The following is a 24,115-nucleotide window of genomic DNA, read 5'->3' as shown; positions in this document are numbered from 1 at the left end:
GAGAGTGTGCCGTGAAGCCACAGGTGCCCGTTCGTGGGCGTCTTAGTCGTCGGACACAGAGATGTAACGAGATCGGCCGCAGGAGCGCTGTCGTGGGTGGGATCGGTGACCACGCGGGCCACGACCGTCATGAAGGAGCAGAGATCGTGCGAGCACGTGGATGGATGGTCGCGGTGGTGGCATGCGCCCTGGCGGTGCCGACCAGTACGGCGACGGCGGTGACCTCGACGGACGAGACGACGAGCGGCCGGGTGGTCGCGTCGGCGCCGGTGCCGGGCAGGAACGGCATCGACTCGGTCGTGACGGCCGACGGCCGCAAGCTCGTCGTGCTCTCGGGCAACCGGCTGACCCAGTACGCCCTCGGTGAGCGCACCATCCGTCCCCTCGGATCGACGGTGGTGGCGCCGATGCGCAAGGGAACGGACTTCCAGCTGGCGGTGCACCCGGGCGGTCGGGCGGCATACGTCGTCTGGCACCGGTTCTCCAACGACTCGCCGCGGGACTTCGGGGACGTGGTGCGGGTCTACGACCTGACCGTGCGAGCGCCGCGGTACGCGCGCACTGTGGCCCTCCGGCGGCTGCTGCCGCAGCAGCCGGACGCAGCGGAGGTCGCGGCGATCACGGTGTCGCCAGACGGACGGCGGCTCGTGGTGCTCGGCGGCGACGGAGGTGGTCACGAGCGGTTGCTGGTGCTGGACGTGCGACGCCCCGGCACGCCCGCGTCGGGCGCGGTCGTGAACACCGAGGCCAGGCCCTACCTGACCTCGATGTCCGTGACGCCTGACAGCTCGCGGCTGCTCATCAACTCGGACCCGCGTCTCTACTCCTACCGCCTGCCGCGCACCGCAGCCCCGGTGCTCGAGGCGAGTCCGTCGATCGAGATGCCCGGAGGAGACTGGCGTGGCGATCCGTACCTCGGCACGAACATCGTCGGTGTGACAGCCCTCGGAGACGGGACGGCGTACATCGGGATGAAGGGAGAGACGGACCAGGATGACTGGGCCGAGCAGGTCAGCACCGTCATGCACGTCCGCGTCTCCGATGGTGCCGTCCTGAGCCACACGGACGTGCGCGGCCCGGAGGAGGGCTGGGCTCCCGGCGCGCTGCTCGGTGCCGTCAGCAACAACGGTCGGCGTGTCTACGCCACGTGGGGGTGGCTCAACGTCGAGACGCCCCGTCCGCGCAGCCTCGTCTGGTACGACGCCGACCTGGCGACCCGCCACGACGGGCCGGCGCTGGGCTGGGTGCGCGACGTCGTCGTCTCGCCCGGAGGGCCGACCCGCGGCCTCGTCTACGTCGTGTCGCTGCGGTCCGGCGGTCACCTGAGGGTCTCCGCCGTCGACCTGCGCTGAGTGGGCCGGTGTAACGCTGAGGCGCCCCGACGCGCTCTCACCGGTATGCACCCGAACCTGTCTCGCGTCGTCCGACGACTGGCCACCGTCGCAGTAGCCCTCACCCTCGGCGCGAGTGCGCTCGGCAGTGCGGCTCCTTCCGTCGCAGCCCGGCCGCCCAAGGTCGTGGCGTCCGCCGCAGTTCCCGGTGGCGGCTACGGCTCCGACGCGTCGGCCGTCGTGATGCCCGGTGGCGGTGTCGTGGTCACCTACACCTCGGCCGGGCTGACCCGGTACGCCGTGGGGCCCCACCGGATGGCCCGCACGGGGACGTCGAGGGTCGCGACGGACCGTCGCGCCACTGGTGCCCCGATCCTGCTGGCCCACCCGTCCGGCCGCTACGTCTACCTCGTGTGGGACGGCAAGGTGCAGGTCTTCGACGCGTCGCCGCGCACCCCCAGGCTGGTCCGCACGCTGGGTCGCGGTGCCGGCGCGGCGTCCTTCGCACCGGACGGGCGACGCCTCTACCTCTCCGACGGGGTCCGGATCACCGTGCTCGGCACCCGGCACGGAGCGAGGCCGACCAAGGGGGTGACGGTCGAGGAGGAGGCCTACCCGCTCGTCGTGAGCTCGGACGGCTCGACCCTCGTCGCTGGGGGCAGGGCCGCGGACGGGAAGGCGACCGTCTCCGTGTACGCGCTGCCCCGCGTCGGTGCACCGACGCTGGTGCGGACGGGCGAGATCAGCGTGCCCGGCTGGCCCGATCCGTGGCCGACCGGCGAGTGGGTGACCGCGGTCGACGACCTGGTCGCTCCGGGCGCACAGGCGGCGTACGTGAGCGTCGGGACGTGGGGATACGGCGACACCCCTGACGAGGCACTGCTGCGGGTCCGGCTCGACGACCTGTCGACCGTCGCGCTGCCCGACCAGGGCGCCGGCCGCACGCCGTTCCTGCAGGACGTCTCGGCAGACGGCAAGCGCGTCTACGTCACCTACGGCGGGACGACCGACGAGGACCAGCACGTCACGCGCTCGCTGGGGTGGACCGGTCCCCGCCTGGCGACGTTGAACCGCGTCGGCCCGCTGGGCGACGTGGTGACCACCGCGGTCTCGAAGGCAGGCGCGACGCGTGGCCTCGTCTACGTCATGACCACCCGTGCGGGGCACCTGAGGCTGTCGGCCGTCGACGTGCGCTGAGGTGGCCGGTCGGGTGGTTTCGAGGCTCGCTCCGCTCGCACCTCAACCATCGCATCGGTGGTTGAGGTGCGAGGAGCGCCAGCGACGAGCCTCGAAACCACGCCTCAGCGCTTGCGGACCACCGTGATCCTCACGACCTTGGAGATCGACCCCCGGTAGGCCTTGGCGTCGCGGGGCACGAACCGCACCCGGAACCGGTGCGTGCCGACCGACAGGCCCTTCGGGAGCCGGATCGTCGTCCGGCCGTGGGTCAGGGCGACGCTCCCGCCCCGCGCGCCGTCGCGCAGCACGACCAGCCGGCCGGCCCGGCCGACCGGGCTGCCACCGCGGACGACGGAGACCAGGAGCGCGGCGCGCTGGCCCTTGACGATGCGCTTCTTGCTGACGGCGATCCGGGTGGAGGTCGCCTTCGGGAGGGGCTTGGCGGCGGTCGGCGGCGTGAGGACGCCACCGGGTGCGGCGGGCCGCTCGAAGACCTGGAGCTCCGAGGCATGCACGATCGTGCCGCGGTCGGAGGCCGTGGGGCAGTCGGTGTCGTTGGTCGGGTCGTTGTCCAGCTCGCCGGCGTACTCGTCGTTGCCGGTGCACTGGTTCTCCAGCGCGACCAGGCGGACGGCCGCCGCCTGCGTGGCCGGTACGTCGAAGGTGCGCATCGTCTGGTCGGGCGCGACCGGCCGCGGCACGGTGCCGGGGAAGGCGTCGTCGGCCGAGGTGTAGAACGTCGTCCAGGTGGCGCCGGCGCTCGCACAGTCGGCGACGCAGGCCTGGAGCTCGAACTTCCGCAGCGCGGTGAAGCGCGAGCCGGAGTCGGGGTCGGCGGCGAGCGGCAGCTCGTTGGGGTCGGCCGGGGCCGGCGTCAGCAGGGCGCTGACCTGCACCCGGCGCACCGTGTGCACGCCGCCCGCGAGGGCGACGGCCACCGACGGGTGGGAGACGTCGACGTTCTCCGCCGTGACGCCACCCCAGTTGGTGGCCTCGGTGCCGTCGATGAGCGACTCCGGGTTGAGCGAGCCGTCGGTGGAGCCGATCACCGAGCCGCCGGCCGCAGCACTGGCGAGGTTGACGTCGCTGTCGGCGATCCGCACGGTCTGGGCGGCAGCACCCACCGTCATCGTGAACCGCTGGAAGCCGTGGGCGGGGGAGACGTAGAGCATCCGGTAGGTGCCGGGCGTGAAGTCCGCGCTCGCGCCGAGGTCGGTCGCCGGGTCCGTGTCGGCGACCGGCGTGGCGCGGGCCTCGAAGTCACCGACGTAGACCGAGCCGGTGCCGGTCGACGCGAAGGTGACGGTGCCGTTCGGACCCTGCGGCGTGGAGAAGCCGGGCGTCGGGTCGGAGGAGTCCGCGTCCGGCGTCGAGGCCGTGGCGCCCATGCCGCGGCGGGCGAACGCCGCCCACAGGGTGTCGACGTCGGCGCCGCCGAAGCGCATCGTGTCGGCCGCGATCATGGCGTCGCGGGCGTCCAGCATCGACGTCGCGCCCTGCTGGAGCAGGAAGGCGTCGAAGACCAGCTGGATCCAGCGCCGGTTGCCCGGGCAGAGCTTCGCGGGCAGCGGGCTCTGGGCACCGGACGCGATCGTGCACTCCTTCTGGAGCTGCTTGTCGGCGTACGGGAACTGGCTGTCCCACTTCTCGACGAGCGCCTGGCGGACCTCCCACTGGGTGCCGTTCCAGATCTCGCCGTCGGCGTGCACCTCCGGGCCGGTGGTGTCGAAGCCGTAGTCCGAGTAGTTGAGCGGGTTCTTGTCGATGGCGTAGTCGCGGATGCCCGCGGTGGCGTTGCCGGTCGCGTAGGGACCGACGACCCACGGGCTCGCGCCGTTCGAGTAGCCGTTGCCGAACATGTGCTCGGCGGCGTTCAGGTCACCCCACGACTCGCCCATCGCACCGCCCTGCTCCGACGTGATGCCGTCGTCGGGGCCGCCGATCATCCGGTTGGAGATGGCGTGCGTGTACTCGTGGCCGACGATGCTCATGTCGAGCGCGCCGTCGGCGCAGGGGGAGTAGAAGGAGCCGGCGATCGGCTGGAAGAGGTACTGGTTGGTGATGCCGGGGACGCCGTCGTTGAGCGTGATCTGGTTGGCGTTGTCGCGACCCAGCTGGGTCGGGGTGCCGCCGGTGAGCGCGCCCGCCTGGGCGTTGCCGACCTCGGCGTCGCCGCCCACGCCGCCGTGCCCGCGGTTGCTCAGCTGGAGGTTGTAGTTGTCCTCGGTGAAGCCCAGGTAGTAGCTGTAGTCGTGCATCCGGTTGTGCGACGTGAAGAGGTTGCCGACGCTCGCGTCGATGTCGTTGCCGGTCGGTACCAGCTGGGTCGGGTCGCAGCCCGACTCGTTCCAGGCGTCGGTGAACTCGGTCGTGTACTCGCGGGTCGGCGAGACCGGTGCCTGCAGCAGACCACCCGGCGCGAGCGGGTCGGCCCAGGCCTCGTGGGTGTTGGCGTTGTTGCCGACCGTCGTCGAGGTCGGCACTCCGCCGACGGTGTCCCACGGGCCGTCGTTGGCCGCGCTGTTGGCGAGCGGGCCGTTGGGCGTGGTGCAGCCCGGGCCGGTGCCGGTCCAGCAGCCGATGACCGAGTTCGTGGGGATCGTGCCGACCGCGGTGGAGGCGAGGTCGGGGTTGGCGGTGAAGTAGCGCCACTGCGGGTCGACGGTCAGGTCGCCGGTGGACGGCGAGCCGCTGTCGCTGGTGGCCACCAGCACGGCGTACTGCCCGACCGTGACGGAGGCGTCGTCGAAGGGGCAGACCTGCACCGTGTAGGCGCCGGCGTCGAACCCGTCCGCGTCGCTGAATGTCGCCAGCTCGGGGCTGGTCAGCAGGTCCTGGGTCTCGTGCAGCCCGCCGGGGCCCTCGAGCGTGACGGTGACGTCGTCGGTCGGCAGCGCGAGCGCGGTCGCGGTGATCGTCTTGGTCAGCGCGTCGTCGAGCTCGAACGGGTGCTCCGGGCCGCAGGTCGTGTTGCTGACCGTGCCCTGGAAGACGTTGGTGTACATCGCGTTGTCGACCGCGTTGTGGCGGACCAGCACGCTCTTGTCGAGGCCGTCGACGAGCACGCGGTACGCCGTGGACGCGCCGCCGACGACCTTGACGACGTTGGCCTCGAGGACCGGGCGCACCGAGCCGTCGGCCATCGCGAGGGCCCGCAGCCGGACCGTCTGCTCCTGCGGGAAGCCGGGGACGGTCAGGTGCGTCCAGCCGCCGTCACCTGCTGGGGAGACCGCGGCGACGATGTCGCCGACCTGGCCTGCGGCCACTCCGAGACCGACGTTGTCAGCCGCAGCGAGCCAGCCCTGGAGCGGGGTGACCGTGCTGGCCGGCGGCGTCTGGGTCGTGCGGGTCAGCGACGAGGAGACGTACGCGACCTGGCCGCCGGCGACGCCCACGGTGACCAGGCTGCCCGACGCGGGCTTCAGCCCGCCGAACGTCTGCCGGAAGAGCACGGCGTGAGCGTCGGAGTCGACGAACCGCTGGTCGTTGACCAGCTCGAGCCCCGCGACCTGCGTGGCGTCGAGGCCGAGCAGGGTGGCGTGGTCGGCGACCCACGCCTCGGCTGCGGTGACCGGGTTGCCCACCGCGGCGCCGAGCGAGCCGTCCTTGGGCAGGATCGAGGCCGGCGTGCCGAAGTCGTTCCAGCGCAGCTGCGCCGGACCGAGCGCGGCGACGGCGGAGCGCTGCAGGGCGGTCGGCGCCACGGTGCCGCGGACGTCCACCTCTCGCAGGCCGTGGACCGGGTCACCGAGGGTGCGGCTGACGGCGGGGGTGGGGCCGGGCACGGCCGGTGCGCTGGAGGAGGCGGCGGCCGGGAGCTGTGCCACGCCAGCGAGCAGAGTGCCGGTGACGAGGGTGCCGGCGACGAGCGGCACGAGGAGACGGGCGGTCATGCCCCCGACAACGGCGGACGTCGCCGTTCGTTATGTGAACCCCGCGGACCCTGGGGACGTGGGGTGTAACGGACTCGGGGCGTCCGACGCTGTCAGGGGTGAGACACCTCGCACCACGATCCTCTGGAGCCCCCCATGCGCCTCGCCCGCGGCCTCGTCGCCGTACTCGCCCTCGCCCTGCCGGCGCTCGTCGTAGCCCCGGCCCACGCCGCGGCGCCGACGCCCGCGAAGGTCGTGGCCGCTGCGCCGTTCCCGGGTCATGGCGCCGCCGACACGGCCGTGACGCCGGACGGGCGGATCCTGGTCGTCAAGACGAACGCCGGGCTCACGACGTACGCGATCGGACCGTCCGCGATGAAGCGGCTCGGCACCACCCGGCTCCCGGGCGCGAACTCGTACAAGATGCTGCTGCTCCGCGGCGGCCGCTACGCCTACCTCGTGCGGGAGCACACCGAGGAGATCCTGAAGATCTACGACCTGCGCGGCCGCGCGCCGCGCCTGGTCCGGACGGTGAAGCTGGTGGCGCAGCCCCAGTACCGCGACGTCCGCGACGCCGTGCTCACCCCCGACGGGCGCCAGCTCGTGATCGTCACCGAGATGTTCATCCAGACGTACCTGCTCGGCGACCCGACCCGGCCCCGCGTGGCCAAGCGGACCTCGCTCATCTCCGACACGCGCACCATCGCCGTCTCCCCGGACAGCACGCAGCTGCTGCTCGACGACCGAGTGGGTGGCGCTGCGCTCTACCGGCTCACCCTCCGCCGCGACGGGAGCATCTCCGGGGCCGACGACGGCTACACCGAGTACCTCGTGCCCGGGTGGGAGGACCGTCGCTACCTCTCGCGGATCACCGAGCTCAACTACTCCCCGGGTGGTGCCTCGGTCTTCGCGGAGATCCAGAGCCCTGTCGAGCCCGGGTCCACCCGGGTCACGTCGGCGGTGGCCCGGATCCGGATCTCCGACATGACGATGGTGCGAAGCCTGGTCGCTCCGGACGACGCGCAGCAGTACTTCCTCCAGACCCGGAGCAACAACGGCGCGCGGGTCTACCTCACCTCGGGCGACACCTCTGACCAGCAGGAGCTGTTGCCCCGGCGCGCCCTCTGGGTCGACGGGACGAACCTCGCTGTCCGGCACTACGTCTCCGGACTCGGGGACGTGCGCTCGCTCGCGGTCTCGCCCGCCGGGCGGACCCGTGGCCGGCTCTTCGCGGCCGCCGTCCGCAACGACCGGCACCTCGTGCTCGAGGTGGACCCGCGATGATCCGCCGCGCCTGCGCCCTCGCGCTCGCGGTCGCCGTGGCGGCTTCCCTGGCGCTCGGCGAGCAGCCGGCGGAGGCCGCACCGGAGCCCGCCAAGGTCGTGGCCGCCGCGCCGTTCCCGGGCCACGGCGCCACCGACACGGCCGTGACCCCCGACGGGCGGATGCTCGTGGTCCAGACCAACGCCGGGCTGACGACGTACGCCGTCGGGCCGTCGGCGGTGAAGAGGCTGGGGACCACGCGGGTCCCCCAGGCCAACTCCTACAAGATGCTCCTCGTGCGTGGTGGGCGGTACGCGTACCTCGTGCACGAGGGCTACGGGGCGTACCTGCGGATCTACGACCTCCGCGGCCACGCGCCGCGCCTCGTCCGTGCGATGAAGCTGGTGGCACAGCCCCAGCACCGTGAGGTCCGTGACGCGGTGCTCACCCCCGACGGTCGTCAGCTCCTGGTCCTCACCGAGATGTTCGTCCAGTCCTACCTGCTCGGTGACCCGACCCGTCCTCGCGTCGCCGCACGGACCGGGCTCCTCACCGACACGCACGTCATGGCCGTGTCGCCGGACAGCACGCAGCTGGTGCTCGACGACGAGGTCGATGCGACTTCGCTCTACCGGGTCGCCCTCCACCGCGACGGGAGCATCTCCGCGAGCGACGACGACCTCACCGCGTACCTCGTGCCTGGATGGGAGGGCAAGCCCTACCGGCGGATCACCGAGCTGGTGTATTCCCCGGCGGGTGCCGCGATCTTCGCGGAGATCCAGCGCCCCGTCGAACCGCGGTCGACACGGGTCGCGTCTGCGGTGGTCCGGATCCGGGCATCCGACATGAAGATGATGGAGGCGCTGGTGGCCCCCGACGACGCCCAGCAGTACTTCCTCCAGACCGGGAGCGACCTGGGTGGACGGGTGTACCTGACGTCGGGCTACACGTCCGACCAGGAGGAGCTGCTGCCCCGACGCGCGCTCTGGGTCGGTGGGTCGAGCCTGAACAGTCGGGCCTACATCTCCGGGCTGGGCGACGTGCGCTCCATCGCGGTCTCGACGCTCGGACGCAGCCACGGCCGGATGTTCGCGGCCGTGGTCCGCAACGACCGGCACCTGGTGCTCGAGATCGACCCGCGGTGATCTCTCCGTTCCTTTGATCGATCCAAGAGACTCGCGGTAACGTCGCCGGGTGCGTGCTATCCGTCGATTCACCGTCCGTCCCGTGCTGCCCGCGGCGCTCGCCCCGCTGGGCGATCTCGCCGGCAACCTGCGTTGGTCCTGGCACCCCCAGAGCCAGGACGTGTTCGCGTCCGTCGACCCCGACCTGTGGGAGTCGACGGGACGTGACCCGGTCAAGCTGCTGGGTGCCGTCGGCCGGGCCCGCCTGGACGAGCTGGCTGCGGACAGCGGGTTCCTGGCGGCCCTCGGCGCCGCCCACGACGACCTCTCGGCGTACCTGACCGGCGACCGCTGGTACCAGCGGCGGCTCGCGGCCGGCGTCGACGGCCCGAAGGCGATCGGCTACTTCTCGCCGGAGTTCGGCATCACCGCGGTGCTGCCGCAGTACTCCGGCGGCCTCGGCATCCTGGCGGGCGACCACCTCAAGGCCGCGAGCGACCTCGGCGTGCCGATCATCGGCGTCGGCCTGCTCTACAAGCACGGCTACTTCAAGCAGTCGCTGTCCCGCGAGGGCTGGCAGCAGGAGACTTACCCGGTCCTCGACCCCGACGGGCTGCCGATCTCGCTGCTGCGCGAGGAGAACGGCGAGCGCGCGATGATCAGCATCGCGCTGCCCGACGGCCCCGAGCTGCTCGCCCGGATCTGGGTCGCCAGCGTCGGCCGGGTGCCGCTGCTGATGCTGGACACCGACGTCGAGGGCAACCCCGACCACTACCGCGAGGTCACCGACCGGTTGTACGGCGGCACCAGCGAGCACCGCCTGCGCCAGGAGCTGCTGCTCGGCGTCGGCGGCGTGCGCGCGCTGCGCGTCTTCTCCCGCATCACCGGGCACGCGGCGCCGGAGGTGTTCCACACCAACGAGGGCCACGCCGGCTTCCTCGGGCTCGAGCGGATCCGCGAGCTGACCGTCGCTGAGGACGGCCCGAAGCTCGACTTCGACACCGCCCTCGAGGTCGGCCGCGCGTCGACGGTGTTCACGACCCACACGCCGGTGCCGGCGGGCATCGACCGCTTCCCGCGCACGCTGGTGGAGCAGTACTTCAGCGACGCCGGCGCCACCCCCGGCGTCCCCGTCGAGCGGATCCTGCCGCTCGGCACCGAGGACTACGAGGGCGGCGACCCGTCCGTCTTCAACATGGCGGTGATGGGCTTCCGGCTCGCGCAGCGCGCCAACGGCGTCTCGCAGCTGCACGGCCACGTGAGCCGCGAGATGTTCAACGGACTGTGGCCGGCCTTCGACGAGGCCGAGGTCCCGATCGGGTCGATCACCAACGGCGTGCACGCGCCCAGCTGGGTGGCCCGCGAGGTCATCGCGCTGGCGACCAGCCAGGGCGCCGACGCCGATTCCGACGACGCCGAGTCCTTCTGGGCCGCGGTCGACAAGGTCTCCGGCGCCGACATCTGGGCGACCAAGCGCGCGCTGCGCGAGCGGCTCGTCCTCGACGCCCGCAAGCGCCTGGCCCGTTCCCACGAGAAGCGCGGCGCCGCCAAGGCGGAGCTCGGCTGGATCGAGACCGCGCTCGACCCCGACGTGCTCACGATCGGCTTCGCCCGCCGCGCTGCGTCGTACAAGCGACTGACGCTGATGCTGCGCGACCCCGAGCGGCTCAAGCGGCTGCTGCTCGACCCGGAGCGCCCGGTCCAGCTGGTGATGGCCGGCAAGGCGCACCCGGCCGACGACGGCGGCAAGAAGCTGATCCAGGCGATCGTGCAGCTGGCCGACGACCCGGAGGTGCGGCACCGGATCGCCTACCTGCCCAACTACGACATCGCGATGGCGCAGCCGCTCTACCCGGGCTGCGACGTGTGGCTCAACAACCCGCTGCGGCCCTACGAGGCCTGCGGTACGTCGGGCATGAAGGCGGCGCTCAACGGCGGTCTCAACCTGTCGATCCTCGACGGCTGGTGGGACGAGTGGTACGACGGCGAGAACGGCTGGGCGATCCCGTCGGCCGACGGCGTCACCGACCCCGACCACCGTGACGACCTCGAGGCCAACGCGCTCTACGACCTGATCGAGAACGAGGTCGCGCCGCGCTTCTACGACGTCGACGGCGAAGGCGTCCCGACCCGCTGGCTCGAGATGACGCGGCACACGCTGAAGTCGCTCGGGCCCAAGGTGCTCGCCACCCGGATGGTCAGCGACTACGTGCGGCAGCTCTACACGCCGGCGGCCACGACCGCCCGCCGCCTGAACTCCGACTACGCCGGCGCGGTCGAGCTGGCCGCCTGGAAGAAGAAGGTGCGCGCGGGCTGGCCCGGCGTACGCGTCGAGCACGTCGAGAGCAGCGGCGTCGGTGACGCCCCCGAGGTCGGCGACACCATGAGCGTGCGGGCCTTCGTCGCCCTCGGCGACCTGTCGCCGGCCGACGTGGACGTGCAGCTCGTGCACGGGCGCAGCAACGGCGAGGACGAGCTGAGCGACACCATCGTGTCGTCGCTGCACCCGGCCGAGTCCTACGAGGCCGGCCGGCACCGCTTCGACGGCGACGTGGTCCTCGACCACTCCGGCTCGTTCGGCTACACCGTCCGCGTCGTACCCCGCAACGACCTGCTCACCTCGCCCGCCGAGCTCGGCATCGTCGCGCTGCCCTAGAGCCGACCCGGCGCTGGTTTTTCCCCGACCCGGCGCTGGTTTTCCGGTCGACGGCAAACGGGCGCCGGGTCGACGGCAAACGGGAGCCGGGTCGACGGCAAACGAGCGCCGGGTCGGCGTGGGGCTCAGACCTCGCGGAGGACGACGACGGTCCGGCGGCCGACGGCGATCCGGTCCCCGGCCTGGACGCGGGTGCCGACGGGGAGCCGGAAGTCGGTGGAGAGGACGACCTCGCCGGTCTGCACCCAGTCGTTCTCGGGCAGCGAGATCGACGCCGGCAGCCAGCCGGCGTTGAACCAGAGGATGAAGGACTTGTCGACCTGCTGCTCGCCGTGCCGGCCGGGCGCGCGCAGCGGGGCGCCGGACACGAACATGCCGATCGTGCGCAGGTCGGGGTCGTGCCAGTCGGCGTCGGCCATCTCGCGCCCGGACGGGTGCAGCCAGGCGAGGTCCTTGGGGCCACCGCGGATCGTCGGCCGGCCCTCGAACCAGTGCCGCTGCCGCAGCGCCGGGTGCTCGCGCCGCAGCCGCAGCGCGGCCCGGGTGATCTCGTAGACGTCCAGCCACGCATCGTCGACGCTCCAGTCGACCCACGAGAGCTCGTTGTCCTGGCAGTAGGCGTTGTTGTTGCCGCGCTGGGTGCGGCCGCGCTCGTCGCCGGCGGTGATCATCGGGACGCCGTTGGACAGGCACAGCGTCGCCATCATGTTGGCGGTCTGCCGCCGGCGTACGGCGACCATCGCGGGGTCGTCGCTCTCGCCCTCGTGGCCGAGGTTCCACGACCGGTTGTTGTCGGTGCCGTCGCGGTTGTCCTCGCCGTTGGCCTCGTTGTGCTTGCCCTCGTAGGTCACCAGGTCGCGCGCGGTGAAGCCGTCGTGGGCGGTCACGAAGTTGATCGAGTTGTACGCCGAGCGCCCGTCGTCGGCGTACAGGTCCGACGAGCCGGCGAGCCGGGTGGCGACGGTGCTGTTGCCGGAGGAGTGGTTGCGCCAGAAGTCGCGGATCTCGTCGCGGTACTGGTCGTTCCACTCCACCCACGGCGGCGGCATCCGGCCGACGAGGTAGCCGTCCATCGAGGCGTCCCACGGCTCCGCGATCAGCTTGACGTGGCGCAGCACCGGGTCCTGGCCGATGGCGACGAGCAGCCGGCAGTTCATGTCGATGTCGTAGCCGGTACGGGTCAGCGCCGACATCAGGTCGAAGCGGAAGCCGTCGACGTGCATCTCGGTGACCCAGTAGCGCAGCGAGTCGAGGATCAGCCGCAGCGCCAGGGGATCGTTGGAGTCGACGGTGTTGCCGCAGCCGGTGACGTCCCAGTAGGTGTCGTCCCAGGTCTCGGCGCCGGTCTCGGGGTCGACGGTCGGCTTGACCCGCTTGTAGAAGCCGCGGTCGTCGAGGCCGCGGAAGGAGATCGTGGGGCCGAGCGCGCCGCCCTCGGCGGTGTGGTTGTAGACGACGTCGAGGATGACCTCGATGCCGGCTGCGTGCAGCGACTTCACCATCTGCTTGAACTCGCTGACCTGCTGGCCACGGTCGCCGGTCGAGCTGTAGCCGGCGTCGGGGGAGAAGTAGCCGATCGTGTTGTAGCCCCAGTAGTTCACGAGCCCGCGCTCGATCAGCGCCGGCTCCGAGAAGAACTGCTGGACCGGCAGCAGCTCGACGGCGGTGACGCCGAGGTCGCGCAGGTAGTCCACGACCGCGGGGCTCCCGAGCCCGGCGTACGTCCCGCGCTGCTCCTCGGGCACCCGGTCGTGCAGCTGCGTGAAGCCCTTGACGTGCAGCTCGTAGACCACGGTGTCGCGCCACCGCCGCCGCATCGGGGTGTCGCCCTCCCAGTCGAACGACGGGTCCACGACCACGCTGCGCGCGGTGTACGGCGCGGAGTCCTGCTCGTCGCGGAGGGTCGGGTCGGCCATGTCGTAGCCGAAGAGCGCCGGCTTCGGGGTGACCGTGCCGGAGGTGGCGAGCGCGTAGGGGTCGAGCAGCAGCTTCTGCGGGTTGAAGCGGAGCCCGGCGGCCGGGTCCCAGGGGCCGTCGACGCGGAAGCCGTACCGCGTCCCCGGCGCGAGGTCCGGGAGCGCGCCGTGCCAGATGCCGAGCGAGCGCTCGGTGAGCTGGTGACGGGTCTCGACGCCCTCGTCGTCGAAGACGCAGACCCAGCACTCGGTGGCGTTGGGGGAGTAGACGGCGAAGTTCGTCGACTCGGGTGACCAGGTGGCCCCGAGCGGCCAGTTGCGCCCGGGCCAGACCCGCGCGCGCTGTCCGAGGTGGGTCCAGATGCCAGGGGTCACGGGCGGCATTCTTCCCGATGGTGGCAGCATGCCGGGGACGGACCCGAGAGAGGACGACAGACGATGGGTGAGTTCGTGCGACTGGAGGTGGCCGACGGGGTCGGCACCATCCGGCTGGACCGACCGAAGATGAACGCGCTCAACGTGCAGGTGCAGGAGGAGATCCGTGCCGCCGCCGTCGAGGCCACCGAGCGTGACGACGTCAAGGCCGTCGTCGTGTACGGCGGGGAGCGGGTCTTCGCGGCCGGCGCCGACATCAAGGAGATGGCCGACATGTCGTACACCGACATGGTCAAGCGCTCGGGTCCGCTGCAGTCGGCGGTCGGCGCCGTCGCCCGGATCCCCAAGCCCGTCGTCGCCGCGATCACCGGCTACGCGCTCGGCGGCGGCTGCGAGCTCGCGCTGTGCGCCGACATCCGGATCGCGGCGGACAACGCCACCCTCGGCCAGCCGGAGATCCTGCTCGGCATCATCCCCGGCGCCGGCGGCACCCAGCGGCTGACCCGCCTGGTCGGGCCCAGCAAGGCCAAGGACCTGATCTTCACCGGCCGCTTCGTCAAGGCCGACGAGGCGCTGGCCATCGGTCTCGTCGACCGGGTCGTGCCCGCCGAGAGCGTGTACGACGAGGCGCTGGCCTGGGCGAAGCAGTTCAGCGGCGCCGCGTCGTACGCCATCCGCGCGGCGAAGGAGAGCATCGACCGCGGCTCCGAGGTGGACCTCGAGACCGGCCTGGAGATCGAGCGCCAGCAGTTCGCCGCGCTCTTCGCGACCGAGGACCGCTCGATCGGGATGGCGTCGTTCGTGGAGAACGGTCCGGGCAAGGCAGAGTTCGTCGGCCGATGACCGGGTCGCACACTTGCCGTTTGGCGCGAGCGTCCCGAGGGGACGATGTCGCGCGTGAGAACCCCGGGAGCTGACGTGGCCGAGCGCAAGAAGGGGCGGGGTGGGACCGCCGCCGTGCGGGTCCAGCTCGCCCGCCTGATCTGGCTGGCGGCCGTCGTGTGCGCGCTGTTCCTGGCCGTCGGTGCGCTGCTGATCGCGCTGGACGCCAACCAGGACAACGTCCTCGTGAGCTTCGTCCTCGACGTCGCCGACGTGGTGGACCTGAACGTCTTCTCCCGCGACAACGGCATCTTCACGTTCGCGGGCGCCGACGCCGCCACGAAGAGCGCGCTGGCCAACTGGGGCCTCGGCGCCGTGGCCTACCTCGTCGTCGGGCGGATCCTGGAGCGCCTCGTCCGACCGTGACCCCGACCGTGACAGCGGCGCTGTGACAAAGCCAACCCTGGAGCGAGTTTCCGCCCGTCCTACGCGGCGGTAGCCTCACGAGCACATCCGAGACCACAGGAGGGGCCGTCCCGGCCACACCACCATGAACATTGTCGTCTGTGTGAAGTACGTCCCCGACGCCACTGCCGACCGGCAGTTCGAGTCGGACAACACCGTGGACCGCGTCGGCGTCGACGGGCTCCTGTCGGAGCTCGACGAGTACGCCGTGGAGCAGGCTCTCCAGCTCAAGGAGAAGGCCGGCGACGACACCGACGTCACCGCGGTGTGCATCGGCCCGGAGAAGGCCCTCGACGCCGTGCGCAAGGCGCTGCAGATGGGTGCCGACAAGGGCGTCCACGTCAGCGACGAGGCGATCGCCGGCTCCGACTACGCCGCGACCTCCCTCGTGCTCGCCAAGGCCATCGAGAAGATCGGCTCCCCGGACGTCGTCATGTGCGGCATGGCCTCGACGGACGCCTCCGGTGGCGTCGTGCCCGCGATGCTCGCGGAGCGCCTCGGCCTCCCGCAGGTCACCCTCGCCTCGGTCGTCGAGAGCCAGGGCGACCAGGTGCGCATCAAGCGCGACGGCGACACCGCCACCGAGGTCATCGGTGGCACCATGCCGCTGCTGCTCTCGGTGACCGACCAGTCGGGCGAGGCCCGCTACCCGTCGTTCAAGGGCATCATGGCCGCGAAGAAGAAGCCGCTGGAGACCTGGTCGCTGAGCGACATCGGGGTCGATGCCGGCGAGGTCGGCCTGGACGCCGCGTGGACAGCCGTCGAGGACACCACGGCCCGCCCGCCGCGCACCGCCGGCGAGATCGTCAAGGACGAGGATGGCTCGGGCGCCACGGCGCTGGTCGAGTTCCTCGCCTCGAAGAAGTTCATCTGAGGAGCGTCTGATGTCTGAAGTTCTCGTTCTCATCGACCACGCCGAGGGCGCGGTCAAGAAGCCGACCTACGAGCTCCTCACCATCGCCAAGCGACTCGGTGAGCCCTCTGCCGTCTTCATCGGCCCGGCCGACAAGGCCGCCGAGGTGACGGAGAAGGTCAAGAAGTACGGCGCCGAGAAGGTCTACGTCGTCGACGACGCGCAGATCAAGGGCTACCTGGTCGCCCCGAAGGCGGAGGCGCTCCAGCAGCTCGCCGAGAAGGCGTCGCCCGCCGCGATCCTGATCCCGTCCTCGGGCGAGGGCAAGGAGATCGGTGCCCGCCTCTCGATCAAGCTCGAGTCGGGTCTGATCACCGACGCCGTCGACGTGCAGGAGGGCGGCGTCGCCACCCAGAGCGTCTTCGCCGGCAACTACACGCTGACCGGCAAGGTCACCAAGGGCACGCCGATCATCACGGTCAAGCCCAACTCGGCCGCTCCTGAGGAGTCCGAGGGTGCGGCGGCCGTCGAGGAGTTCTCCCCGACGATCTCCGACGCCGCGAAGACCGCCCAGATCGTGGCCTCGCAGCCGCGCCAGGCGACCGGTCGCCCCGAGCTCACCGAGGCCGCGATCGTGGTCTCCGGTGGTCGCGGCACCGGCGGCAACTTCGACCCGGTCGAGGAGTTCGCGGACTCCCTCGGTGCCGCGGTCGGCGCCTCGCGTGCCGCCGTCGACTCCGGCTGGAAGCCGCACAGCTTCCAGGTCGGCCAGACCGGCAAGACCGTCTCGCCGCAGCTCTACGTCGCCAACGGCATCTCCGGCGCGATCCAGCACCGCGCCGGCATGCAGACCTCGAAGACCATCGTGGCCGTCAACAAGGACGAAGAGGCCCCGATGTTCGAGCTCGTCGACTTCGGTGTGGTGGGTGACCTGCACACGGTGCTCCCCGCCGCCACCGAGGAGATCAACAAGCGCAAGGGCTGAGAGCCCACCGCTGGTGGACCCGTCGACGCCGCAGCTGCGGGTCCACCAGCGTCGCGCCCTCCAGGCGCTCGAGTCGGCGTGGGACGCCGGCCGCAGCCGCGCCTGGATCGTGCTGCCGCCGGGCGGCGGCAAGACCCGGGTCGGCCTGGAGACGGCGGCCCGGCACCTGCGTGATGGCACGGTCACCAAGGCCGTCGTGCTCAGCCCCAACACGGCCATCCAGGGCCAGTGGGTCGGTGCGGCCGCCGAGCTCGGGCTCACCGCGTCCGACGACCGTGGGCTGACGGCCGAGCTCACCTCGCTCACCTACCAGGCCGTTGCGATCTTCGACGCCGACGACGAGGTCGCCGACGACCCGGACGACGACCCGGACGACGACGCGTCCGCCTCCCAGCTGGCCCGCCTCCACCCCAACGGCCGCGCCCTCGTGGAGCGGCTGCGCGCGACGCCCGGGCTGCTGCTCGTGCTGGACGAGTGCCACCACCTGCTCGAGGTCTGGGGCGAGCTGCTCGCCGAGCTCCTCGCGGAGCTGCCCGACTCGTGGGTGCTCGGCCTGACCGCGACTCCGCCCGCGACCCTGGACGCCGACCAGGCCCGGCTCGTCGACGAGCTCTTCGGCGGCATCGTCTTCCAGGCCGGCGTCCCGGCGCTGGTCCGGGAGGGCGACCTCGCGCCGTACCTGGAGCTCGCCCACCTCGTCACCCCGACCGCGCGCGAGGAGGAGTGGCTGGCCGAGGAGGCGACCCGGTTCACCGAGCTCACCACGCGGCTGATGGACCCGGAGTTCGGGTCGCTGCCCTTCCTCCCGTGGCTCGACGAGCGGTTCGTGACGGCGGTGCCGCGGGTCGAGGTCGCGCCCGACCAGCTCGACGCGGCGCTGCGGCTGCACTTCGCCGGCCTGCTCGCGCTCCCGCCGGGCGCGGTGCTCTCCGAGCGCCACCGCCGGCCGCCGACACCGGCGGACTGGGTCGCCCTGGTGGACGACTGGCTGGTGCGCTGCGTCGTACCCAGCGAGGACCCGCGTGACCACGACGTCCTGGACGTCGTACGACGTGCGCTGCCGGCGGTCGGCTACGTGTGGACCCGGCGGGGGATCCGGGTCGGTCGCTCGACCGTCGACCGGGTGCTGGCCCGGTCACTCGCGAAGACCACCGCGACCGTCGGGCTGGTCGCGCAGGAGTGGGACGTGCTCGGCGACCACGCGCGGGTGCTGGTGCTCTGCGACCACGAGCGGGCGACCGCGATCGTGCCGGAGGCGCTCGACGGCGTGCTCGACGACCAGGAGGGCTCGGCGCGCTCGGTGATCGCCGCCCTGGTCGGGGATCCCGCCACGGCCGGGCTCGACCCGCTGCTCGTGACCGGCTCGACCGTGGCTGCCGGGGAGGGGACCCTGCGCGCGCTCGTCGAGCAGGTACGCGGCGCCGACCCGGCGCTCGCCGACGCGCTGGTGGTGGAGCCCGGCGAGGTCGCGACCCTGACCGGGCCGTGGACCAGCCGGCGGTGGGTGCCGCACGTGACCCGCTTCTTCGAGAGCGGCGGCTCGCGGGTGCTGGTCGGCACCCGGGGCCTCCTCGGCGAGGGCTGGGACGCCCGCCGGATCAGCACGCTGGTCGACCTGACCACGGCGACGACCAGCACGGCCGTCGTCCAGACCCGGGGCCGTGCGCTCCGGGTCGACCCGACCTGGCCGGACAAGGTGGCGCTCACCTGGTCGGTCGTCTGCCTCACCGAGGCGCACCCGCGCGGCGGCCAGGACTGGGACCGGCTGGTGCGCAAGCACGTCGGCTTCCAGGGCATCGACGCCGAGGGGGACGTCGTCGACGGGGTCGGTCACCTGGACGCGTCGTTCTCGCCGTACGTCCCGCCCCCGGTGGCCGACGTCGACGCCCTCAACGCCCGGATGGACGGGCGGGCCCGCGACCGGCAGGCGGTCCGCGCATGGTGGCGGGTCGGGACGCCGTACGTCGACCAGGTGCGCCCGACGCTGCGCGTGCGCGGCCGGGTGAGCGCGCCGGCCGAGGGGAGCGGTCCGCCGGTCCCGCCGCCGCTGGTGACCAGTGCCGACGGCGTGCTCGTGCGCGGCACCCTGCTCGCAGCGCCCAGCGCCTTCGTCCTCCGGCACCGCCGCCGGCGGCTGGTCGCCTGGCGCGACGACGTGCTCCGCCCGGTGCTCGTCGCGCCGTCGCTCCAGCAGCTCGGGGCCGCCGTCGCCGACGGCCTGCTGAGCGCTGGCCTCGGCGGTCCGGGCAGTCCGGGGGTCGTGGTGGAGCAGCACCCGAGCGGGGAGTACCGCTGCCGGCTGGACGGCGCCGACGAGGCCTCGTCGTGGCTCTTCACCGAGTCGCTGGAGCAGCTGCTCGAGCCGATGGCCACCCCGCGCTACGTCGTGGCGCGCTACGTGCTCGGTCCGGACGACGTGCCGGACCCGGGCTTCTGGGCGACGGTCCGCGGCGCCTCCGCCGTACGCCGCGCGATGCTGCGGGCGCGTCCCTCGGGCGTCGTCTGGCACCCGGTGCCGAGCGCGCTGGGCGTCAACGCCGCCCGCGCTGGCGCGTTCGCAGCCGCGTGGGATCGGTGGGTCGGCCCGACGTCGTTGCTCTACACGGGCTCGCCGGAGGGCGCCGGCGTGCTCGCCGCGCAGCAGGGCAGCGATCCCTTCGACGCCACCACCGTGATCCGCCGGCACTGGTCGTAGGGCTCGACTCCTAGGCTGGCCGCGTGGAGTTCGCGTCGCTGGAGCCGATGGAGGGTGGCTGGTCCGGCGAGACGTTCGTGGCCGACGCGGGCGGGGAGCGGACGGTCGTCCGCATCTACGGCGGTCGGCGCGGACCCGCCGCGCACGAGATCGACGCCGCCGTGCTCCGGCTGGTGCGCGGTCTGCTGCCGGTGCCGCAGGTCCTGGAGGTACGCCGCGCGTCCGGCGAGATGCCGGCGCTGCTCGTGACCGAGCTCCTCCCGGGCGTCCGCGGCGACCTGCTGCTCCCGACCCTGGACGACGCTGGCCTGCGGCGAGCGGGGCAGGCGGTCGGCCGGGTCGCCGCCGCGCTGGGCGGGATGCCGATGCTGCGGCGCGGGATCTTCGCCGACGGCGAGCTCACGGTCACGCCGTACGAGCTCGAGCTCCCGGAGTCGCTCGGCGAGGTCGGCGCGGCCGCGGAGGCGCTGCTGGACGAGGAGACCCGCACCTGCCTCGTGCACAGCGACCTCAACCCCAAGAACCTGCTCCTCGACCCCGACACCCTCGAGGTCACCGGCGTCCTCGACTGGGAGTTCGCGCACGCCGGCCACCCGTTCACCGACCTCGGCAACGTGCTGCGCTTCGACCGCGAGCCGGCGTACGTCGATGCCGTCCTGGGTGTGTACGCCGAGCTCCGCGGCACCCCGCCGCGTCGTGCGCTCGAGCTGGCCCGCTCGGCCGACCTCTACGCCCTGGCCGACCTGGCCTCCCGCGCCGGCCAGAACCCGGTCGCCGACCGCGCGGCGCTGCGCCTCGACGCCATCCTGGCCACGGGGGACATCCACGCCGTCGAGGGTGGTTTCGAGGCTCAGGCCTAGCGGCCTTCGCACCTCAACCACCGACACGGTGGTTGAGGTGCGAGCGGAGCGAGCCTCGAAACCACCTCCACGGAAGCGGGTCAGCTGGTGAGGGAGGCCATCTTCTTGGCGACCAGCTCGGTGGCGCGGCGCGGCATCAGGCGGGTGATCCGGTCGAGCATCCGGGCGTCCTTGCCGATGACGACGCGGTAGCTGCCCTTCTCGAGGCCCTCGACGATCTGGCGGCCGGCGTCCTCGGGGGAGGTGAGGTTGGCGGCGAGGTCGCTGTCGGCGTCGACGCCGGGGATCGAGGCTCCGGAGTTGTCGGCGATGCCGGTGCCGACGCCGCCCGGGAAGACGGTCGTGACGGCGACGTCGGTCGTCATCAGCTCGGCGTACAGGCCCTCGGTGAGCAGCTTGACCGCCGCCTTCGACGCACCGTAGATCGTCTGGCCGGGCACGGGAGCGAGGCCGCCCATGCTCGACACGTTGACGATCGCAGCCGCGGGGCGGTCGAGCAGGTGCGGCAGGAAGGTCTTCGTGGTGTGCAGGACGCCCCAGAGGTTGACCGACAGGACCCGCCCGATCTCGTCGTACGTCAGGTCGGCGAACGGCACGAACTGCTGGATGATCCCGGCGACGTTGAGCAGCCCGTCGACCTGCCCGTGCGCGGCCACCACCGCCGCGGGCAGCGCCTCGACCGTGGCCCGGTCGGTGATGTCGACGGTGTGCGTGCTGAGCCGGTCGCCGGCGGCGGCGAGCCGTGCGGTCTCCTCCAGGCTGTCGGGCCGCAGGTCGACCGCCGCGACCCGACCGCCCCGGGAGAGCAGCCCGAGCACGACCTCCCGGCCGATCCCGTTGCCGCCGCCGGTCACCACGAAGACGTTCCCCTCGATGCGCATGCCGTGCAGCGTAGGGGTCAGCCGGGTCGAGGTCAGCCGGTGCCGCCGTACCCCTCGTCCTTGATGATCCCGACCTGGGTCACGGTCACCTTCCGCTCGTCGCGCTTGCCGCTGAGCCGGATCTTGCGCAGCGCCACGTTGTTGGTCGTGGAGCTCTCGACGAGGTTGCCGTCCGGGTTCGCGGCGACCGAGATGAAGTAGACGCCGTTCGGAAGGTTGTCGACGCGGAAGGACTGGCCGGCGCGGTACTGCGTGTAGGTGTCGCCCCAGCCCGCCGCCAGCACCTCGCGGATGCTCAGCGACGTGTAGTCGCCGCAGGAGGTCGCGAGGTCGGTGTTCTCCGGCTTCCACGCGGCGCTCGGGACGGTGAGGTCGACGGCGTCGGTGTTGGCGAGGCAGAACGCCTCCTTCTTCGAGACCGCGGCCGTCGACCTGTCCTTGCGCAGCAGGGAGTAGCGGGCGAAGTCCTCGAAGTGCCAGTGCTGGTGGGACGGCTTGGGGTCCCAGTGCATGTGCCCGACGTCCTGGTAGCCGGTCTGGGTGCCGTCGGCGTCGAAGAAGTACTGGTAGGCGTCCATCAGGTCCTGGCCGCGCCGACGGAACCCGTCGACGACCAGCGGGCTGTCGCCGGCGTTCCACACCGTGGCCGAGAAGTGCAGGTAGTGGGTGTTCTTCGACAGAGAGATGCCCCACGCAGGCAGCGAGCGCAGGTCCGGGGTCGGGCCGGTGACACGCCGCTGCTGGGCGCCGGTCGGACGGTGCGCGGCGGGGGTGGCGACGCGGCCGACGGGGACCGGGTCGGTCGCGACGCCGGTGTCGCCCTCACCTTCGCCCTCGTCGTCCGACTTCACGACGAGCTTGACCGTGCGGGTCGCCTGGGCCGCCGTCAGGCCGAAGAACGCGGCGTACCGCGGCAGCACCTGGGCGCGGACCCGGTAGGTGCCCGGGTCGAGGCGCAGCGGACGGTCGCCCGTGAGCACCGAGGTCGACCAGCCCTCCTGGACGCCCTGGACCGAGCCGAGGCTGAACGGGTTGTTCCAGCAGCCCGAGGGGTACGGCGAGGTCGGCTCGGCGTCCGGCCGGACCCGCTCGGTCCAGCCGTTGAAGCAGACGTCGCGGGTCGCGACCATCGCCTTGCCGTGCGCGGGCTTGATGGACAGCCGCACCACGTTCCGCAGGCCGGAGAAGTTCTTCATCGCCCCGGCCGGTAGTGCCTTGTCGCCGGCGGAGGAGCGCCAGACGGTCCGGATCGGGTCGGCGTACGACGCGCGCGACGACCAGAGCTCGAACGGCTCGCCCTGCGCCACGACCCGGAGGCCGAGGTCGGTCCAGGCGCGGTGGCGGTAGGAGTACGCCGTCACGGTCTTCGGCGCCCACAGCGTGAACGGCGCGGTGACGGGAGCGGCGGTTTGCTGGCGGGCGTCGGCGTCGGCGTCGGCCGGCACGGTGGCGAGCAGCGGGACGCTCAGCGCGAGGGCGGAGACGAGAGCGAGGGAGCGGAGCACGGGAGTCCTTCCTGGGCGTTGGTCGACAGTACGACGTCGGTCGGACCCTCTTTGGTTGCCACTACGCTCGGAGGATGAGCTCGCACGACGTGATCGCGGTGGCCGAACGGGCGCGGGCGGCCAGCCACGGCCTGGCCCTGGCGACCCGTGCCCAGAAGGACGCGGCACTGCACGCCATGGCCGACTCGCTCCTCGCCCACGAGGCCGAGATCCTGGCGGCCAACGCCGAGGACGTCGACCGCGCCGAGGCCGGCGGCACCTCGCCCAACATCGTCGACCGGCTCCGGCTGACCCCCGAGCGGCTGGCCGGCATGGCCGACGGCCTGCGCGACGTCGCCGGGCTGCCCGACCCGGTCGGCGAGGTGGTCCGCGGCAGCACCCTGGCCAACGGGCTGGAGCTGCGCCAGGTGCGGGTCCCCTTCGGGGTGGTCGGGATGATCTACGAGGCCCGCCCCAACGTGACCGCCGACGCGGCCGGCATCTGCCTGAAGTCCGGCAACGCCGTGCTGCTGCGCGGCAGCTCGAGCGCCCGCTCCAGCAACGCCGCGATCGTCGCCGCGCTCCGCTCCGCGGTCGAGGACGCCGGCCTCGAGCCGGACGTCGTCCAGCTGGTCCCGGGCGACAGCCACGACAGCGTGAAGGCGCTGATGCGCGCCCGCGGCCACGTCGACGTGCTGATCCCACGCGGGGGAGCGGGCCTGATCCGCTCGGTCGTCGAGGAGTCGACGGTGCCCGTCATCGAGACCGGCGTCGGCAACTGCCACGTGTACGTCGACCGCGCGGCCGACCTCGACAAGGCGCTGGCCATCGTGCTGAACGCCAAGACCCACCGCACCAGCGTCTGCAACGCCGCCGAGTCCCTGCTCGTGCACGCGGACGTCGCCGAGGCCTTCGTCCCTCGCGTGGTCGCCGCGCTCCAGGATGCCGGCGTCACGATCCACGGCGACGCCGCGTTCCAGGCCCACGACGGGGTCCTCGCGGCCACCGACGAGGACTACGCGACCGAGTACCTCTCGCTCGACATCTCCGCGGCCGTCGTACCGGACCTCGATGCGGCGATCGCCCACATCCGGCGCTTCTCCAGCCAGCACACCGAGGCGATCGTGACCGAGGACCTGACGGCGTCGCGGCGGTTCACGGCTGCCGTCGACTCGGCTGCGGTGCTGGTCAACGCGTCGACCCGGTTCACCGACGGGGGCGAGTTCGGCTTCGGTGCCGAGATCGGGATCAGCACGCAGAAGCTGCACGCCCGCGGGCCGATGGGGCTGCCCGAGATGACGTCGACCAAGTACGTCGTCACCGGCGACGGCCACGTGCGCTGATCGTTGGTTGA

General features: G+C 72.3%; 16 protein-coding genes. 12 read left to right on the top strand and 4 right to left on the bottom strand.

The features are described from left to right. The first annotated feature begins 146 nt into the window (after window positions 1–146). Window positions 147–1,352, top strand: a complete 1,206-nt coding sequence (locus tag ACFPYL_RS20260) for a hypothetical protein (protein ID WP_379158629.1) — start codon at window positions 147–149, stop codon at window positions 1,350–1,352. Window positions 1,353–1,397: 45 nt separating this feature from the next. Then, a complete protein-coding gene (locus ACFPYL_RS20255) occupies window positions 1,398–2,528 on the top strand; it encodes a hypothetical protein (RefSeq protein WP_379158627.1) in 1,131 nt (376 codons plus the stop codon). Window positions 2,529–2,632: 104 nt separating this feature from the next. On the opposite strand, the gene ACFPYL_RS20250 is transcribed toward ACFPYL_RS20255, so the two are convergent. Further along, window positions 2,633–6,403, bottom strand: coding sequence for a M36 family metallopeptidase (locus tag ACFPYL_RS20250; RefSeq protein ID WP_379158624.1), 3,771 nt, complete (start codon window positions 6,401–6,403; stop codon window positions 2,633–2,635). Window positions 6,404–6,538: 135 nt separating this feature from the next. On the opposite strand from ACFPYL_RS20250, the gene ACFPYL_RS20245 reads away from it, so the two are divergent. The 3 genes from ACFPYL_RS20245 to glgP are packed head-to-tail and all read left to right on the top strand — an operon-like array spanning window position 6,539 to window position 11,425. Then, window positions 6,539–7,666, top strand: a complete 1,128-nt coding sequence (locus ACFPYL_RS20245; RefSeq protein WP_379158621.1) for a hypothetical protein — start codon at window positions 6,539–6,541, stop codon at window positions 7,664–7,666. Then, window positions 7,663–8,790 carry a hypothetical protein gene (locus ACFPYL_RS20240; RefSeq protein ID WP_379158618.1) on the top strand — a complete coding sequence of 376 codons (1,128 nt, stop codon included), beginning with the start codon at window positions 7,663–7,665 and terminating at the stop codon, window positions 8,788–8,790. The genes ACFPYL_RS20245 and ACFPYL_RS20240 overlap by 4 nt, the downstream gene beginning before the upstream one ends. A gap of 49 nt (window positions 8,791–8,839) precedes the next feature. Beyond that, window positions 8,840–11,425 (top strand): alpha-glucan family phosphorylase, encoded by a 2,586-nt coding sequence (glgP, locus tag ACFPYL_RS20235; protein ID WP_379158615.1) that lies wholly within the window; start codon window positions 8,840–8,842, stop codon window positions 11,423–11,425. A gap of 125 nt (window positions 11,426–11,550) precedes the next feature. On the opposite strand, the gene glgX is transcribed toward glgP, so the two are convergent. Next, a complete protein-coding gene (glgX, locus tag ACFPYL_RS20230) occupies window positions 11,551–13,725 on the bottom strand; it encodes a glycogen debranching protein GlgX (RefSeq protein ID WP_379158613.1) in 2,175 nt (724 codons plus the stop codon). Window positions 13,726–13,779: 54 nt separating this feature from the next. On the opposite strand from glgX, the gene ACFPYL_RS20225 reads away from it, so the two are divergent. The 6 genes from ACFPYL_RS20225 to ACFPYL_RS20200 all read left to right on the top strand — a co-directional run bounded on the left by ACFPYL_RS20225 (window position 13,780) and on the right by ACFPYL_RS20200 (window position 20,396). After that, on the top strand, window positions 13,780–14,559 hold the full coding sequence (locus tag ACFPYL_RS20225) for an enoyl-CoA hydratase/isomerase family protein (RefSeq protein WP_379158610.1): 780 nt from the start codon (window positions 13,780–13,782) through the stop codon (window positions 14,557–14,559). A gap of 54 nt (window positions 14,560–14,613) precedes the next feature. Then, window positions 14,614–14,964 carry a hypothetical protein gene (locus tag ACFPYL_RS20220; protein ID WP_379158607.1) on the top strand — a complete coding sequence of 117 codons (351 nt, stop codon included), beginning with the start codon at window positions 14,614–14,616 and terminating at the stop codon, window positions 14,962–14,964. A 142-nt stretch (window positions 14,965–15,106) separates the two neighbouring features. Further along, window positions 15,107–15,877: an electron transfer flavoprotein subunit beta/FixA family protein gene (locus ACFPYL_RS20215; protein WP_379158604.1), complete on the top strand. Its 771-nt coding sequence runs from the start codon at window positions 15,107–15,109 to the stop codon at window positions 15,875–15,877. 10 nt (window positions 15,878–15,887) lie between these two features. After that, the gene (locus ACFPYL_RS20210) at window positions 15,888–16,841 is read left to right on the top strand and encodes an electron transfer flavoprotein subunit alpha/FixB family protein (RefSeq protein WP_379158601.1); all 954 of its coding nucleotides are present in this window, start codon (window positions 15,888–15,890) and stop codon (window positions 16,839–16,841) included. A 13-nt stretch (window positions 16,842–16,854) separates the two neighbouring features. Next, window positions 16,855–19,536, top strand: a complete 2,682-nt coding sequence (locus ACFPYL_RS20205; RefSeq protein ID WP_379158598.1) for a DEAD/DEAH box helicase family protein — start codon at window positions 16,855–16,857, stop codon at window positions 19,534–19,536. 23 nt (window positions 19,537–19,559) lie between these two features. Then, on the top strand, window positions 19,560–20,396 hold the full coding sequence (locus ACFPYL_RS20200; RefSeq protein ID WP_379158595.1) for a phosphotransferase family protein: 837 nt from the start codon (window positions 19,560–19,562) through the stop codon (window positions 20,394–20,396). 80 nt (window positions 20,397–20,476) lie between these two features. On the opposite strand, the gene ACFPYL_RS20195 is transcribed toward ACFPYL_RS20200, so the two are convergent. Beyond that, the gene (locus ACFPYL_RS20195) at window positions 20,477–21,277 is read right to left on the bottom strand and encodes an SDR family NAD(P)-dependent oxidoreductase (protein ID WP_379158592.1); all 801 of its coding nucleotides are present in this window, start codon (window positions 21,275–21,277) and stop codon (window positions 20,477–20,479) included. A gap of 32 nt (window positions 21,278–21,309) precedes the next feature. After that, the gene (locus ACFPYL_RS20190) at window positions 21,310–22,782 is read right to left on the bottom strand and encodes a lysyl oxidase family protein (protein WP_379158589.1); all 1,473 of its coding nucleotides are present in this window, start codon (window positions 22,780–22,782) and stop codon (window positions 21,310–21,312) included. Between the two features lie 74 nt (window positions 22,783–22,856). Here ACFPYL_RS20190 and ACFPYL_RS20185 point away from each other — a divergent pair, with 74 nt between their 5' ends. Next, the gene (locus tag ACFPYL_RS20185) at window positions 22,857–24,104 is read left to right on the top strand and encodes a glutamate-5-semialdehyde dehydrogenase (protein WP_379158587.1); all 1,248 of its coding nucleotides are present in this window, start codon (window positions 22,857–22,859) and stop codon (window positions 24,102–24,104) included. Window positions 24,105–24,115: the final 11 nt, after the last annotated feature.

The organism is Nocardioides hankookensis, from assembly GCF_042658885.1.
GTDB classification, from domain to species: Bacteria; Actinomycetota; Actinomycetes; order Propionibacteriales; family Nocardioidaceae; genus Nocardioides; species Nocardioides hankookensis.
Note: the sequence above shows the minus strand (reverse complement) of the source record. Positions and strands in the feature narration are given on the sequence as shown.